The sequence below is a fragment of the Massilia aquatica genome (assembly GCF_011682045.1).
Lineage (GTDB): Bacteria > Pseudomonadota > Gammaproteobacteria > Burkholderiales > Burkholderiaceae_D > Telluria_A > Telluria_A aquatica.
This window is the reverse complement of the sequence record NZ_VVIW01000008.1, coordinates 230028-244899: the sequence shown is the minus strand read 5'-3', so window position 1 is coordinate 244899 and position 14872 is coordinate 230028. Positions and strand designations below refer to the sequence as shown.

Annotated in this window: 15 protein-coding genes; 5 read left to right on the top strand and 10 right to left on the bottom strand. The window is 64.4% G+C overall.

Going from position 1 to position 14872, the window contains the following annotated elements; translation table 11 throughout:
• Nucleotides 1–145: 145 nt before the first annotated feature.
• Nucleotides 146–3139 carry a sensor histidine kinase gene (locus tag F1609_RS16535; RefSeq protein WP_167077491.1) on the bottom strand — a complete coding sequence of 998 codons (2994 nt, stop codon included), beginning with the start codon at nt 3137–3139 and terminating at the stop codon, nt 146–148.
• A 157-nt stretch (nt 3140–3296) separates the two neighbouring features.
• Here F1609_RS16535 and F1609_RS16530 point away from each other — a divergent pair, with 157 nt between their 5' ends.
• The 5 genes from F1609_RS16530 to F1609_RS16510 all read left to right on the top strand — a co-directional run bounded on the left by F1609_RS16530 (nt 3297) and on the right by F1609_RS16510 (nt 6999).
• On the top strand, nt 3297–3902 hold the full coding sequence (locus F1609_RS16530; RefSeq protein ID WP_229421916.1) for a response regulator: 606 nt from the start codon (nt 3297–3299) through the stop codon (nt 3900–3902).
• A 28-nt stretch (nt 3903–3930) separates the two neighbouring features.
• A complete protein-coding gene (locus tag F1609_RS16525) occupies nt 3931–4341 on the top strand; it encodes a hypothetical protein (RefSeq protein WP_167077489.1) in 411 nt (136 codons plus the stop codon).
• 250 nt (nt 4342–4591) lie between these two features.
• The gene (locus tag F1609_RS16520; RefSeq protein WP_167077488.1) at nt 4592–5464 is read left to right on the top strand and encodes a hypothetical protein; all 873 of its coding nucleotides are present in this window, start codon (nt 4592–4594) and stop codon (nt 5462–5464) included.
• A gap of 59 nt (nt 5465–5523) precedes the next feature.
• The gene (locus tag F1609_RS16515; RefSeq protein ID WP_167077487.1) at nt 5524–6480 is read left to right on the top strand and encodes an OmpA family protein; all 957 of its coding nucleotides are present in this window, start codon (nt 5524–5526) and stop codon (nt 6478–6480) included.
• An 84-nt stretch (nt 6481–6564) separates the two neighbouring features.
• Nucleotides 6565–6999 (top strand): GNAT family N-acetyltransferase, encoded by a 435-nt coding sequence (locus F1609_RS16510; RefSeq protein WP_167077486.1) that lies wholly within the window; start codon nt 6565–6567, stop codon nt 6997–6999.
• Between the two features lie 24 nt (nt 7000–7023).
• On the opposite strand, the gene F1609_RS16505 is transcribed toward F1609_RS16510, so the two are convergent.
• The 9 genes from F1609_RS16505 to soxY form a co-directional block, all read right to left on the bottom strand.
• The gene (locus F1609_RS16505; protein ID WP_167077485.1) at nt 7024–8616 is read right to left on the bottom strand and encodes a methyl-accepting chemotaxis protein; all 1593 of its coding nucleotides are present in this window, start codon (nt 8614–8616) and stop codon (nt 7024–7026) included.
• A 216-nt stretch (nt 8617–8832) separates the two neighbouring features.
• Complete coding sequence (locus tag F1609_RS16500) at nt 8833–9261, bottom strand: DsrE family protein (RefSeq protein ID WP_167077484.1); 429 nt, start codon at nt 9259–9261, stop codon at nt 8833–8835.
• Nucleotides 9262–9283: 22 nt separating this feature from the next.
• On the bottom strand, nt 9284–10279 hold the full coding sequence (locus F1609_RS16495; protein WP_167077483.1) for an MBL fold metallo-hydrolase: 996 nt from the start codon (nt 10277–10279) through the stop codon (nt 9284–9286).
• Between the two features lie 22 nt (nt 10280–10301).
• Nucleotides 10302–10826: a thioredoxin fold domain-containing protein gene (locus F1609_RS16490; protein WP_229421915.1), complete on the bottom strand. Its 525-nt coding sequence runs from the start codon at nt 10824–10826 to the stop codon at nt 10302–10304.
• Nucleotides 10823–12535, bottom strand: a complete 1713-nt coding sequence (soxB, locus tag F1609_RS16485) for a thiosulfohydrolase SoxB (protein WP_167077511.1) — start codon at nt 12533–12535, stop codon at nt 10823–10825. The genes F1609_RS16490 and soxB overlap by 4 nt, the downstream gene beginning before the upstream one ends.
• A 27-nt stretch (nt 12536–12562) precedes the next feature.
• A complete protein-coding gene (gene soxX / locus F1609_RS16480; RefSeq protein ID WP_167077482.1) occupies nt 12563–13186 on the bottom strand; it encodes a sulfur oxidation c-type cytochrome SoxX in 624 nt (207 codons plus the stop codon).
• 10 nt (nt 13187–13196) lie between these two features.
• Nucleotides 13197–14003: a sulfur oxidation c-type cytochrome SoxA gene (gene soxA, locus F1609_RS16475; protein ID WP_167077481.1), complete on the bottom strand. Its 807-nt coding sequence runs from the start codon at nt 14001–14003 to the stop codon at nt 13197–13199.
• A 38-nt stretch (nt 14004–14041) separates the two neighbouring features.
• On the bottom strand, nt 14042–14353 hold the full coding sequence (soxZ, locus tag F1609_RS16470) for a thiosulfate oxidation carrier complex protein SoxZ (protein WP_166881353.1): 312 nt from the start codon (nt 14351–14353) through the stop codon (nt 14042–14044).
• A gap of 41 nt (nt 14354–14394) precedes the next feature.
• Entirely contained in the window at nt 14395–14856 is a 462-nt protein-coding gene (gene soxY, locus F1609_RS16465) for a thiosulfate oxidation carrier protein SoxY (protein ID WP_167077480.1), read from the bottom strand.
• Nucleotides 14857–14872: the final 16 nt, after the last annotated feature.

Here is a 14872-nt window from a genome sequence, read left to right as displayed (position 1 = left end):
AGTCTTGCAAAGCATGGGGAAGCAGCATTTGCTGATGCTGATCGTATGGAAGGTAGCTCGTCGTCATTTGACAAGTTTACCTCGTCACCATTCGGATTGCATCAGTTTCTGCCGCGCAGACTCCTAGGCTACGCGGCCGGCCAGGCTACACCAGCAAGGTCCCCGGCAGGCGCAGCCGCATCTCGCTGCCCTGCCCCGGCGCCGAGGTCCAGCGCACGCTCGCGCCCAAGCGTTCGGCGCGCTCGCTGATGCCGGGCAAGCCCCAGTGACCCGGCATGCCGCCGTCGCGCAGCACCTCGGCTGGCAGGCCGCAGCCGTTGTCGCGCACCACCACGGTCAGCTCCTTGCGTTCGAACAGCAATTCCACCTCGATCTTGCTAGCCCTGGCGTGCTGGAAGGCATTGAGCATGGCTTCATTGGCGATCCGGTACACCTCGTGCGCCACCAGCGGCGGCAAGGCCCGGACGCGGCCGCTCTCGCGCAGCGCAAACGGCACCCCGCGCTCGGCCGACATGCGCTGGCCTTCGCGTTCCAGCATGCGCGCAAGTCCCGCCCCGACATGGTCGTGCGCGCGCAGGTCCTGCACCTGGTCGCGCCCTTCCTGCAGCATCAGCTCGGCCTGGTCGAGCGCGCTGTCCATCATCTGCCTGACCGGCGCCTGCGCGTCGACCCTGGTCGCGGCCATGTGAAAGCGCAGGATCAGCGCCTGCACGCCTTGCAGCAAGGTGTCGTGCAGCTCGCGCGCGATGCGTTCGCGTTCGTCGACCTGCACCTGCAGCCGGCCCTGGATGCGCGCCGCCAGCTGGCGCGTGCGCCAGCGGTACAGTCCCCACAACAGCAGCAGCGCGAGCAGCACGCAAGCGGCGCGAAACCACACGGTTTGCGTGATGGTCGGCGCAATGCTGAAGGTGAAGATGGCGCCGGTCTCGCTCCATACCCCATCCTCGTTCGAGGCCTGCACCTGGAAGCGGTACTGGCCCGGTCCCAGGCCCGTAAAAAACGCGCTGCGGCGGGTGCCGGCGTCGGTCCAGCCGGCGTCCTGGCCGTCCAGGCGGAAGCGGAACGCTACCCGCTCGGGCATCGACAGGCTCAGCGCCGTGTAGTCGAGCTGCACGCGGCCGGTGCCGGGCGGCAGGCGCAGGCCGTTCTCGGCGCGATAGCTGCGCCCTTCGGCCAGCACGCCGCGCAGTTCCACGTGCGGCGCCAGCCGGTTACGGCGCAGGCGGACCGGATCGACCGAGACGACGCTGTTGGCGGTGGTGAACCACAGGCGGCCGTCGGTCGCGGCCACCGCCGACGGTACCGGCACCATTTGCGGCGCGGTCCCGGTCAAGCCGTCTTCCTGGTCGTAGCGCACGAAGCGCACCCGATAGCCGGGCTCGGCCACCGCGCGCTTGAGCTCGGATGCTTCGATGACGCTGATGCCTTCGCTGCCGTTGAGCCACAACTGGCCGCTGGCCGAGGCCACCATGCCGGATACGCCCAGGAATTTTTCGCCGTCCATGCCCAGCAGCGGGTGAAAGCGCTTGCCGTCGAAATACGCCGTCCCGCTGCCGCCGCCGATCCAGGTCTGGCCGCCGTGGCGGTAAAACTGGAATACCACGCCCACCTGCAAGCCCTCGGCCGCGCCCAGCAGGCGCCACTGGCCCTGCTCGCGCAGCGCGACCCGGTTGCCGATATAGCCCAGCCACAACTGGCCGTCCGCCATGGCGGCGATGGCGGTTGCGCCGCGCGAGGCAAAGTCGGCGTACGGCACCGCCTTGCGCCACGCGCCGTCGCGCCGTTCGTAGGTGCCGCCGCCGTTGAACGAGACCCACATGCTGCCGTCGGCCTCCCTGGCGATCGCGTGCACCGGGCGGCCATCGGTATCCGGCGGCATGACCAGCTTGCTGAAGGTGCTGCCGTCGAGCCAGGACACGCCGCGATGGCCACCGGCCCAGATAATGCCGTCGTTGTCGCGGTATAAACAGGTCAGTTCGGCCAGGCCGTTGGACGGCATCTCGGCCGACGGAATCGGCAGCGAGCGCGCAGCGGGCACGAAAAAGCCGTCGGTCCAGACCGCGCCCTTGGCGGCGGCGGCCAGCGCGCGCGCTTCGCCGCCGTAGTAGAGCGGCAAGGCGGCCCGGTCGAGCTTGGTGCGCCGGAACCGGTCCAGCCCACTGTTGCTGGCGACCCAGATATTGCCTTCGCGGTCTTCCAGCGCGGTGAACACGATGTAGCCGCTCAGGCCCTGCTGCGGCGTGAGGCGTTCGGTGACGGTCTTTCCATCGACGGCAAAGCTGTGCTCGACGCCTTCGCGCCGCAGCAGCCAGCGGTCGCCTTCGGCATCGAACAGCATGTGCGAGGAATATTGCCCGCCGACCCGGCGGAACGGGGCCGCGCCGGGTGGCGCCGGCGCGACCACCTCGAGGCTGTCGTTGCGCCCGCCGTTGCTGAGGATGGCCCCGTCGGGTGCTTCGATCAGGTAGCCGCTCAGGTCGAGCTTGTTGGGAAGGCGGCGGAACGCGCTCGCGCCCGGCTCCAGCACGAAGGCAGTCTCGACATTGCCCACCCATAACCGGCCGCGGCTGTCTTCCACCATCGCATGCGGCTGGTTGGTCAAGGTCTCGAAACCGGGCATTTTTTCCCAGCGCGCACCGTTCAGGTAAAACACGCCGCTATTGCTGCTGATCCAGACACGGCCCCGGCTGTCGCGCCGGATCAGGTACGGCGACGAGAGCGGCAAGCCCTCGGCCTGGCCGTAGTGGCGCAGCGCGCCGTCCTTGAGCAGGGCCACGCCGCCGCTGCGGTAGCCGATCCACAATCCGCCGTCCGGCTGGGCCAGCAAGGCCGAGATGCCGGGCGAATCGAGGCTGCCGCTGCGCGGCGCGTAGCGTTCGAACTTGACCCCGTCGAAGCGGAACAGGCCGGTGCTGGCGCCGAGCCACAGCCAGCCGTCGGGCGACTGCGCCATGGCGAAGATGATGGTCGGGGCGCCGTTGCGCGCCGTCCAGCTGGTGTGGTGCATGGTGACCGCCGGTGCCGGCGCGGCGGCCGGCTTCGGTTGCGGCAGCGGTTCGCCGGCCGTGGCCGTCAAGACCGTGGACAGCGCCAGCAGCAGCGCCAGTGCGCGCCCGGGCCAGCGTCGGGATGCTGTCATACAAACTCCCTGTTGCGAAAATGCCAGCATGATACGGGATTGTGGCGGTGCAGCAATCTGATCCAAGCGACAAGCGCGCCGGGCATGGCATGATCGAGTTCATTTATTAATAGAAAGTCAATTCCCGATGTGCGCCGCCCCCGCTCCGATCCGCGTTTTGGTTGCCGATGACCACAGCTTGCTGCGCGAAGGCATCATTGCCCTGCTGGCCGGCGACGGCGGCATCGAGATCATCGGCCAGGCCGCCAATGGCGCAGAAGCGGTCGAACGCTTCATCAGCCTGCGGCCGGACGTGACCCTGATGGACCTGCAAATGCCTGTCATGGGCGGGCACGAAGCGATGCTGGCGATCCGCGCCGTGGAGCCGAACGCGCGCGTGCTGGTGCTCACCACCTACAAGGGCGACGCCCGCATTGCGCGCGCACTCGGGGCCGGCGCCTGCGGCTACCTGCTCAAATGCGCGATCCGGCTCAACCTGGCCGACGCGATTGCCCGCGTGCACGCCGGGCACCGCTACATTCCGGCCGAGGTGGCGGCTGAAATGGCCAATTACTTTGGCAGCGACAATCTGTCCGGGCGCGAACTGGAAGTGCTGCGCCTGGTCGCCGACGGCAATTCGAACCGCGAAGTCGGCGTGCGCCTGGCCATCAAGGAAGAAACCGTCAAGGCGCACGTGAGCGCGGTGCTCTCCAAGCTCGGCGCCAGGGACCGCACCCACGCCACCACCATCGCACTGCGGCGCGGCATCCTGACGCTGTCATGAACCCGTTACCTGTTATCGAAAGAACTGAATGAATCAAGCGAACGACGGCGACGCCCTGCGCGCCTCCCTGCAAGCGCTGCCGCGCGCCCTGCGCACCCTGCACAAGGCGCTGATCGATGTGGAAACGGTGTATTTCGGCGCCGTCGGCAGCCCGCTGGAGCAGCTCCATCTGATCACCAATCACCCGCATTTCGCGTGGCTGCAGCCGATGTCGGCGCTGATGGCCGCGCTCGACGAAGCGCTCGACGAACCGGAGGCACTCACCAGCGAGGCCATTGCCGGCTGGCGCGCGGCGATCGAGGAACTGGTCGGTCCGGGCAAGGCGGCGACGGGCGAGTTCCGCGCCAAGTATGTGATCCTGCTGCACGACGCGCCCGAGGTGGCGATTGCCCACGGCGCCTTGCGCCAGTTGCTGGGACACTTGCCGCGCAAGGGTTGACCTCGCATTCGGCGCAACCAAGCGCGTTCGAACGCATTCGCCCTCTATGAATGATATTTATTCAATATTACTTTTTATCCGCATTGACATAATGTTCGAGCAAGGATCCGCCTTATTACAGTTGCTCCGATTGTGAATTCAACGACTGGCCGTTTTATTATTTCGCTGCATAAAAACAACAAGCAAAGGATCTCTTTTACAATAACAAAATTCTAATATATATTTCACTCACAAAAACAAGGAGAGTGAAATGAAAGCGGTCCACATGATTGTACTGGCTTCATTTACTTGCGCCTCGGCCATGGCGCAAGTGACGCCACCAGGCGACGACTGCCAGGATTTGGTGAAGTTGCGCGACCGTAGCGTTGGCATCGGCGCCTCCATCGCAAAAATCGATCTGGGTGGCGATATTTCAATCCTGAACAATAATGACATGAGTTCGCGATTCATGACCCTCCTGTTATTTGAATTCTATCTTTGCAGGCTGGATCAAGCACTTGTCGACAGCGGAAAAGCGCCCATTCCCGCAGACCGGCGCACCGCATGGACCAGCGAACTCGAAGAAGCCTTTGACAAGTTAAATGCCGCCAGCAACGGAAAAATGGCCGCTGAACTGACAAGCTCGGTCAACGCGGCAAGGAGCGCCCTGCTCAGCTCCTGGCTGAACGGCACGGAAAAGGCGACGAAGTTCAATTCGACATTGGAAAGCAACGTTGCCAGTACATTTTTATCGAGAGTTCCAAAAGTCGATTACATGAGGGATTTTAAGGGATCGGCCTATGTAAAATATTTGGTCACGCAAGGGCTTAACGTGCGCTATGACAGCGTCATGGCAAAAGGCGACGAACTGGTCGGAGACCAACGCGCCGCATTTCAACAGCTCAGGACATTCGTCGCCCTGTATGCAAGAGGAGATACCTCGGCAACGACGATGTTGCGTTCCATTATTATGAACATGAATACGGTTGCCAGCCAACTTGCTTCGAGGAAAAGCGCTGCAATGGTCAATCTTGCGATTACCGCAGACGCAAATGCCAGAGCCAGCCTGACTGCAACCGCGGCGAGCAAACTGGCGGAACTGGAAAACAGAGTAGCCAAACTGGAAGCGCCAAAACAAGAATAGACTCCAAGCATCCGGGACACCACATCTTTCGACTGAGGGATATCATGTTAAGACGACGCTTGCCGTACATCACGGCCCTGTTTGCTTCGGCAGGATGCAGTTTAGTTCCCTCTTATACAACGACGGAAGAAAAAGCCATCGATTTATGTGGCAGTATTGGAACACTGCAAGCCGCCAATACCCGAATACTGAGCAACGTCGATTCCCTGATGGTAAAGGGTAACGCCGAAGCCTCGGTCACGTACCCTGATCTGACGCCGCAACTGCGCGTATCGGCAATGCGCTCGACGGCGCACTGCATTAATCTGCAAACCGGGAAAATCACGGCCGAGCGCTATGACAGCCTGATGGCGGCCGAGGCCGAGGCAGCAGCGCGTGCCGAGGCCGCTCTTACAGCCGAGCAATTAGACGCAATGATGAATCGCGGATACAAGACAATCGCGGATATCTTGCGCAAGGCCGGCGTATCCGAGAATACCGTCCAGACGGTCGCACAGCGTGCGGGAAGCGGCGAGCGCGCGCCGCCTGTCGATTCGGATGACGAAACGGGCCAGCCTTGGGCGGCAATGAACGCCAAGATGGGCACCCTCGAAACAGTGGTCAGGCAACTTCCGGGCGTCCTCTATGACAAATTGCGCGCAGTCCCACCGCTGCCAGCCCAGAGCGCCACGACGCCGCTGACTACAATCTACTTCCCATCCGGGCGCGCCACGCTGAGCGCTTCCGCACTGCTCGACCTGCACCGGCAATTTGCCGACCTCCCATCCGATACCCGCTTGAGCGTCGTCGGCAGTGCGGACGCCAAGGGCGACCCGCTCAGGAACATGGAATTGAGCCGTCAACGCGCACAATCGGTTGCCGTTTGGCTGATCAATAATGCCAGGCTCGAGTCGCATGCCATTCATATCGGCGCGCGCGGCGCCGGCGTCGGGGCGGATCATGAGCTCAACCGCTCCGTCACGATTTTCAGCCATCGAGCGGGCACCTCCGGGGCCATGGTGGCACCACGCGAGTGAGCTGTCTTGCTACGGGCTACCGTCCTGTAATGTCGCATGTGGCTTGCCGCAACCGTAGCCGGTGATTGGACAGGAGTGACGCGTATGACACTGGAATGGACGGAATCGCCCGATGGAATCGATTGGGACGAGCTGTCGGCGCTGTACAAGATCGCGCTCGGCGACAAGCCTGCCGCCGAGCTTGCCATCGTGTTTGCCAACAGCCGTTACTGCTGCTTCGTGCGGGCGCACGGACGCATCGTCGGCGTGGGCCGCGCTTTGGCCGATGGGGTTGATACGTCCTACCTGTGCGATATCGCGGTCTTGCCCGAATACCAGGGCACCGGCCTGGGCAAGCAAATCGTGGCCAGGCTGGTCGCGCGCTCGCACGGACACAAGAAAATCCTGCTGTACGCGGTGCCCGGCAAGGAGCCCTTCTATCGCCGCTTCGGCTTCAGGCGCATGGCGACAGCCATGGCGCTGTTCGAGAACGAGCCGCTGGCCCGCGAACGCGGCTACCTCGCCGACGACGCGTCGTAAGCCCGGCAGTCGCCGGCATGGCGCCTAACGCAATGCCGGCACCGGCGCGGAACGGGCCGCCACCCGGCGCGGCGCATGCGCGGCGGCGGACACCGTGAACGTCCCCACCACCGCGCTCAGTTCCCGGGCCTGGTCCTGCATCGAGGCCGCGGCGGCGGCGGCCTGCTCGACCAGCGCGGCGTTCTGCTGGGTCACCTTGTCCATCTGCGCGATCGCCTGGTTCACCTGGACGATGCCGGCGCTCTGTTCCTGGCCGGCGGTGGTGATCTCGGCCATGATGTCGGTCACCCGGCGCACGCTGTCCACCACTTCCTGCATGGTCGAGCCGGCCGTGTCGACCAGCTTGCTGCCGATCTCGACTTTTTCGACCGAGTCGCCGATCAGGCCCTTGATCTCGCGCGCCGCCGCCGCGCTGCGCTGGGCCAGGTTGCGCACTTCGGTCGCCACCACCGCGAAACCACGCCCCTGTTCACCCGCGCGCGCCGCTTCCACCGCCGCGTTCAGCGCCAAAATGTTGGTCTGGAACGCAATGCCGTCGATCACGCCGATGATGTCGGCAATGCGCCGCGCCGACTCGTTGATCGAACCCATGGTGCCGACCACTTCGGCCACCACCTTGCCACCGCGCATGGCGACGTCGGAAGCGGCCGTGGCCAGGGTGTTGGCCTGGCGCACGCTGTCGGTGTTGTGCTGGACGGTGGTGGTCAGTTCTTCCATCGAGGCGGCCGTTTCTTCCAGCGAACTGGCCTGCTCTTCGGTGCGTCCGGACAAGTCCATGTTGCCGGCCGCGATTTCACTCGACGCGGTCGAAATGGTATCGGTACCCGCCCGCACTTTCATCACCAGCGCGGCCAGGCTCTGCTGCATGGTGCGCATGGCGACCATCAGGCTGTCGGGATCGGCGTTGGGGTCGACCACAATGTCGACCGTCAGGTCGCCCGCCGCGATCGAGCCGGCGATTTCGGCGGCATACTGCGGCTCGCCGCCGAGCTGGTGCATGACGTTCTGGGTCAGCCAGTAGGCGATGCCGGCGCCCAGCAGCACGGCGCCGGCCGCCAGCGCCAGGCTCAGGATCAGGGTGGCGCGGGTCTGGCTGGTCAGCTCGCTCTTGGCGGCGTCGACGGCGCCGTTCTTCGATTTGATGAGGTCGAGCAGGTCGCCGCGCATCTGGCGCCACAGCGGGGTTTCGTCGGCGTTGAGTTTCTTGATGGCGGCGGCCTGGTCGGCCTTGGCCAGTTCCACCACGGCGCCCTGGATCTCGGTCTGCCGCTCATGCAGGGTTTTCAGCTTTGCCAGCGTTTGCGACACCGCCGGGTCATCCTTGGCCAGTTCGACCGCCGTGCCGTGGGCCTTGCGGAATTCGTCGCGCGCCGCGCTCAGGTTCTTGTAGCCCTGCTGGTTCTCGGGAGCCAGGATGATGTTGCGCAGCGCCTGGCCCATTTGCAAACCCTGGGCATACAGGCTGGTGCTGGCGCCAAGGAAGGCCTGGTCTTGCTTGATGAAACCTTCGAACTTGGTGGTTGCATTCTGCATTCCAGCAATGGCGACCCCCAGCGCAATCGTAAACAAGGTGAACACGATCACCATGCACAGCGCCATTTTGTTGCGTAATTTCATGTGCTCAACCTCGATAGTGGTGAATGCGCGGCGCCGGGTCGGCCACACGGAAACGAATAAAGTGTTTCAGTAAGACACTGAATTCTATCGACAAATGCTAGCGTGGTCGGGTTTGTTTAAGCTAACGAGGCCGGCACACAACACCCATGCAGCAATGACAACAGGCGTGACGATGCTTGCGCTGGCGCGCCTTGCCTTGCTCGCTAAAAGCCGGGCTCAGGGCTTGATGTAGGCGTGCTCTTCCTGTGTTTGCAAGCGTGCCACTTCGGCTACGCCGGACGGCACGATGGTCGCTTCGGGCAGCACGCGCTTGGGGTCGATCTTGCGCCCTACCAGGGTGTTGTTGCAGACCTTGAATTTGACGTTGCGGTTCGACAGTTCCTGCACCACCGCGTCGTAGGGATTGCCGTTTTTATCCTTCGCGTCTTCCAGCAGGAAGTCGATGCCGGGGCCGTGCGTGACGACCACGATCTTCGCTTTCGGGCTGGCGTTGAGGTGATTGCGCACATTGCCCAGGGCGCTCATCGCATTGGCGCTGTCGGTCACGTGATAGACCACCTTTTCTTCGCGCGCGAGTGCGCTGGCCGGCGCGGCGGCGACGGCGGCAACGACCATCACGGCGGCCATGGTGCGGAACAATTGCATGCTAACTCCTGTGTCAAAACAATCAAGGCCGGGGTGCGGCTGGAATTTTCTTTTGCTGCAGGCTTTCCCGTTCCATCAGCAGATAGGTGCCGTAGGCGTTGAGCCGGTTAGCCTGCGCGAAGGCGGGGTACTTGTCGAACGCGCTCCAGTCGATCTTACCGTAAGCGTCGTCGAACGAGTCCAGATCGGCAACCGCGTCGCCCATCACGCGGCGCAGGAACGTCAGGTAATCGCGGGTGAGCGCGATATCCCTGGCGGGGCTGCGCGAGAGCTCGCCGTGGCCGGGAATGACCGCCTGCGGCGCCAGCGCCAGCATGCGTTCGAGCGCGTCGAGCCACACCCGGCTGTCGGCCTCGCCCACGAAAGGAATGCGGCCGCTGAAAAACAGGTCGCCCGCGAACAGCACCTTGTCGTCGTCGACCGCCAGCATGATGTCGTCCGGCGCGTGCGCGCCGCTCATGTCGATGATCCGGAAGCGCAGGCCGCCCAGCTCGAAGGCGATGCTCTTGCCGTCGGCAAAACTGAGCCAGCGGTCGGCCCCGGTCAGGCGCGTGGCGTCGTCGACCCACGGCGCCAGCGCTTCCTTGCGCTGCGCCAGGCGCGTGGCCGCCATGTCCGATGCCAGATAGGCGCGGCCCTGCTCGTGCGCCCAGATCTGCGCGCCCTGCGCCTTGAACGCTTGCAGGCCGTAGAAGTGGTCGGCATGAAAATGACTGACGATCACGCGCCGCACCGGCTGCGCGGTGACCTTGCGGATCGCCTTGATCATCGCTGCGCCGAGCGCCGGCGTGCCGAGCGCGTCGAACACCACCACGCCGTCGCGCGTGACCACGAAGCCGGCGTTCGACATGAAGCCCTGGTTGGCGCCGTCCGCCATGCCGGACTGGCCGTGGAAGTAGTACACGTGGGGCGAGACCTTGACCGGGACGAGCACTTGCGGGCGCGCGGGCGCGGCGGCAAGCGCCGTGGGGGCAGCCAGCGCCAGCACGCAGGCGAGGATCGGGATGGCGAGTTTCATGTCGGTTCCTTTCACATGGTACTTAATGGGCGGCGATCTTGCGCTGCGCCTCGGCCAGCGCCTCGTCGAGGTAAGCGCCGTACATGCCCGAGACATCGCCACCTGCCAGCGGCGGCGCCAGCAGCGCGCCCCTGGCGTCGAGCAGCAGCACGGTCGGGGCGATGCGCACCTGGTAGCGGGCGGCCAGCGCGGCGCCGTCGATCGCCGCGCTGTCGAATCCTTTGAAGGGCGTGGTGCCGGCCAGTCCGACTTCGCGCACCACGGGGCGCGTCTGTTCGGCGCCGTCGCGCGTGAGCGGTGCCAGGTAATTGCGGCGCACCACGTCGCAGTAGCCGCAGCCGGGCAGCGAGAACAGCAGCAGCAAGGGCTGGCCACGCTGCGCCGCCAGCAGCGCATCGGCGGCCAGGTCGGTTGGTGCGGCCAGCGCCTGCACGCTGGCGCCCATGGTATCGGTCCCGAGCAGCGCCAGCACCGCCAGCAAGGCCGCCTGGCGGCGCAGCCAGGCGGCGGCCGCGACAACGCCGATCATGGCGCCCTGGCGTGTCATGCGATGATGCCCGGATTGCCCTGCACGCCGATCAGGCGCGGCGTGTTGAGCTTGCGCGGGGTGACGGTTTTCTGCTGCCGCAACCACTGCGCCACCACATCCCAGACCGGCTCGCCCGTGGCGCCCTCGGCCACCGGCGCCCAGCCGGCCACCTTGTAGGTCTTGCCGGCGTCGAGCGGTTTACCGTGCAGGCGCATGTCGCTGATGCGCGCACCCATCGCCGCGTTCGGATCGATGGCGTAGGTCATGCCGCCCACCCGCACCATGTCGCCGCCCTGCTGGTAGTACGGGTCGGGATTGAACAGGTTGTCGGCCACGTCCTCCAGGATGGTCTTGATGGTGGCGCCGTTCATCCCGGTCAGGGTGCTGTACGAATAGGTTGTGGCGGTCTGGTCCATCAGGTGTTCCATCAGGATCGGGCTGTCGGGCAACAGCGAGGTGCCCCAGCGAAAGCCGGGCGAAAAGGCGATGTCGGCGCCCTTGACGTCCATCAGCGCGTCGATGATCAACTGGTCGAAGGTGCCGTTAAAGTTGCCGCGCCGGTAAAGAAGGCCTTGGGTCATTGCCAGTTTTTCGTTCAGCTTGCTTTCATACGGGGCGCGCACCTTCTGGATGAGCGCGGCCATCTCCTTGTCGGCCGGCAGGAAGTTGGAAAACACCGGCAGCAGGCGGTACTGGAAGTTGCGCACCTGGCCGCCGCGCACGTCGAAGTCGAGTACGCCCAGGAACTTGCCGTTGCTGCCGGCATTCGTCACCAGGGTCTTGCCGCCGCCGTTGGAAACGATCACCGGCTGCGGCACGCCGTCGTGCGTGTGGCCCCCCAGAATGGCGTCGATGCCGCGCACGCGCGAGGCCATTTTCAGGTCCACGTCCATGCCGTTGTGCGACAGGACCACCACCACCCTGGCGCCCTTGGCACGGGCCTCGTCCACCATCTTCTGCATGTTTTCTTCCTGGATGCCGAAGCTCCAGTCGGGCGTCAGGTAGCGCGGATTGGCGATCGGCGTGTACGGAAACGCCTGCCCGATAATCGCCACCGGCACGCCGTTCATTTCCTTGATCACGTAGGGGGCGAACACCGGGTCGCCAAAATCGGTGGTGCTGACGTTTTGCGCCACGAAATCGACCTTGCCCTTGAAATCCTTGCCGACGATTTCTTGCACGCGCTTGTCGCCCAGGGTCATTTCCCAGTGTGCGGTCATGACGTCCACGCCCAGCAGCAGGCCGCAATCGACCATGTCCTGGCCGCGGGTCCACAGGGCCGTGCCCGAGCCCTGCCAGGTGTCGCCGCCGTCGAGCAGCAGCGCCCCGGGGCGCGCGCCGCGCAGCCGTTTGACCAGGGTGGCCAGGTGCGCAAAGCCGCCCACCTTGCCGTAGGTGCGCGCGGCCTGCTCGAAGTTGAGCGCGGTAAAAGCGTGCGCCTGCGGCGTGTTCGGTTTGATGTTGACCTGCCTGAGCAGCGCTTCGCCGACCAGGTGCGGCATCTTGCCGGCCGCCTGGCCAATGCCGAGATTGACGCTGGGCTCGCGAAAATGCACCGGGTTCAGTTGCGCGTGGCAATCGGTAAAGTGCAGGAAATGCACATTGCCGTAACGTGGCAAGTCGTACAGCGCCCCCGGCGACGGCGCGCCCAGTGCCGCTTTCGAGCCGAGCAGCATGCCGCCGGCGGCGGCGATGCCCATCAGTTGCGCAAATTCGCGCCGGTTCATTCCCATGGTGACTCCTCGTTAGAACTGCTACTCGTTGACGGGAGACGCGGGATCGAGCAGCAGCGCCATCACGTCCTTGAGCTGGGCTTCGGTCAGCACGCCGTTATGGCCGAAGCGCGGCATGGTCGAGCAGGCGTTGTAGGCTTGCGCGTTGTACAGCTTGTTCCAGGTGTATTTCAGGATCTCATCGCTGTTGCCGCGCAGTTTTCCGTACTGGTACAGGGAGGGGCCGATATTGCCGAACGAGATTTCTTTCTTCGTGATCTGGTGACAGGCGTAGCAATTGCCGCCGTTGACCGCACCGATCGCGTCCGACGACTGCATGCCGCGCCCGTTCTGCGCGATCTTCTCGCCTTCCTGCCATTTGCCGAGGTATTTGCCGTCAACGGGCGGCTTGACCGCCGCCAGCTGGGCCGCCTCGATGCGCGCCGCCACCTCGGGCGGACGCGCGCTGGGGTACTGGCTGCACAGTTGCTGGGATTCGTCCTGGGCGGCGATGCGCTCGACCTTGGCCGGGCCGGCCGAGCGGAAATCTTGCCGGATCAGGTCGAGCGCGGCCTTGCGGTAATCGGTGTCGGCCGCCACGGTGGCGCAACCGGCAATGGTGGCGGCGCCGCAGGCCGCCAGGATGATGCGTGCGATTGGTGTCATGTGAACTCCCCTATCGTTTCAAGGCCGGACCGGCGTACACGCCGCCGTTCGCGTTTTTTGCCAGGAACATCGTCACCGCCGTCAGCACGTCGGAGGCGTACAGCGGCTCCGGAAAGCGCTGCTGGCGAAAGCAATCGGTCAGCCGATGCTGCATGGTGCGCACTTCCCCCTGCGACACCCGGTAGGCCGGCCAGGTGGTGTAGGCGGCCTGGGCATTGATGGGGTTGAGGATGTTCGGCAACTCCTGCAGGCGGATGCGCTGCCCGTCGACCGAATGGCAGGTGGCGCAGGCGAAGTCGTGCGAGCCGCCACGGTAGAAGAACAGCTGCTTGCCGGTTTCGTAGGCGCGCTGTTCCATCGGGTGCGCGGTCGAGACCGCCATTTTCATGCCGCGCGACTCGGCGGTAATGTACGAGACCAGCGCTTCGATATCGGACTTTTTTCCGGCCGCGCCGAACGGCGTCTTGGCGGCCTCGGCTGGCGTCAAACCCTGCAGGGTGACGCGGCAATGGAGCAGGCGCTGTTCGAGGTCCATCACCTTGTTCACATCCTTGAAGTAACGCGGCAGTTCGGCGTACGCGCCCTTGAGCACGCCCGGGCCCTTGCCGAAGTCGCACTGCTCCAGCGACACCTTGTTGGAACCTGTCTTGGTCTTCCACAGTTCTTCGCCGCGCATTTCCCACAGTTCGGCGGGATTGCCGTCGGCCAGCATCTGGCGGTATTTCGCAATCTCGTCGGTACTGGACGTCTGCGCGACTGCCGCGCCGAGCGTGGCCAGCAGTCCCGTAGCGAGCACAACTGTGCGCGGGTGGATCATGGTCGTCTCCTTGTTATTGTGCGTGAAGAACTGATTACTTAGGTGATCGTGCCTTCGTCGGTGCGGGTGTCGCCGGCCGTGTCGACCCAGGTCACGCTGACCTTGTCGCCCTTGGCCGCGCCCTTGAACTTGAACGAGAGGAACGGGTCCTTGGAAACGGAGGGGCCGAAGTTGGCGTCGAACACGACCTTGTCGCCGACCTTGGCGACCAGGGTCTTGATGAAATGGGCGGGTACGACTTTGCCGGCCGCATCCTTGCGTTGCCCGGTTTCCATGTCGTGCCGCATGAGGATTTTGACTTCAACCAGCTCGCCGGTGGCGCTGGCGCGAATGCGCATTGGATCAGCCATGATGGTTTCCTTTGTCGATGGGGGAATGAGGGTGAAGCGGCTCAGCCGCCGCAGCCGCCGAGGGTGACCTTGATTTCCTTGGACGCCACCAGCCATTTGCCGTCGGCGCGCACCAGCGCGTGCACGTTGGAGGTGCCGCCCATTTTGACCCGCGTGGTGACCGCCGCTTCGGTGCCGGGAGGAATGTTGAAGCTGGCCGACATGCTGTTCGGGTTCTTTTCGACCAGGATCGCCATGAAATCGGTGTTGGGCGCCTTGCTGGCGACCGAAACCGGCACCACGGCGCCGTTTTCGGCGATGTCGGGGCCGCTGATCGAGATGTCGGGGCTGATGACGAATTTGTCGCCGCCGAGCTCCTTGACCACTGCCTCCAGGCTCTTGGCGTCGAACACTTTCTGGCTCCATTCAGCCGCGAACACGTCGGACGGTTTGAGCAGGCCGGCGGCAAATGCCGCGCCCAGCACCGAGGTAATACGCATAAGGTTGCGTCGACTCTGATTCATCATCTTCTCCAATTAA

Coding starts and splice junctions, on each gene's coding strand:
- F1609_RS16535 (WP_167077491.1), bottom strand. CDS start 3,139: ATGACAGCATCCCGACGCTGGCCCGGGCGCGCACTGGCGCTGCTGCTG.
- F1609_RS16525 (WP_167077489.1), top strand. CDS start 3,931: ATGAATCAAGCGAACGACGGCGACGCCCTGCGCGCCTCCCTGCAAGCG.
- F1609_RS16520 (WP_167077488.1), top strand. CDS start 4,592: ATGAAAGCGGTCCACATGATTGTACTGGCTTCATTTACTTGCGCCTCG.
- F1609_RS16510 (WP_167077486.1), top strand. CDS start 6,565: ATGACACTGGAATGGACGGAATCGCCCGATGGAATCGATTGGGACGAG.
- F1609_RS16505 (WP_167077485.1), bottom strand. CDS start 8,616: ATGAAATTACGCAACAAAATGGCGCTGTGCATGGTGATCGTGTTCACC.
- F1609_RS16500 (WP_167077484.1), bottom strand. CDS start 9,261: ATGCAATTGTTCCGCACCATGGCCGCCGTGATGGTCGTTGCCGCCGTC.
- F1609_RS16495 (WP_167077483.1), bottom strand. CDS start 10,279: ATGAAACTCGCCATCCCGATCCTCGCCTGCGTGCTGGCGCTGGCTGCC.
- F1609_RS16490 (WP_229421915.1), bottom strand. CDS start 10,826: ATGACACGCCAGGGCGCCATGATCGGCGTTGTCGCGGCCGCCGCCTGG.
- soxB (WP_167077511.1), bottom strand. CDS start 12,535: ATGAACCGGCGCGAATTTGCGCAACTGATGGGCATCGCCGCCGCCGGC.
- soxX (WP_167077482.1), bottom strand. CDS start 13,186: ATGACACCAATCGCACGCATCATCCTGGCGGCCTGCGGCGCCGCCACC.
- soxA (WP_167077481.1), bottom strand. CDS start 14,003: ATGATCCACCCGCGCACAGTTGTGCTCGCTACGGGACTGCTGGCCACG.
- soxZ (WP_166881353.1), bottom strand. CDS start 14,353: ATGGCTGATCCAATGCGCATTCGCGCCAGCGCCACCGGCGAGCTGGTT.
- soxY (WP_167077480.1), bottom strand. CDS start 14,856: ATGAATCAGAGTCGACGCAACCTTATGCGTATTACCTCGGTGCTGGGC.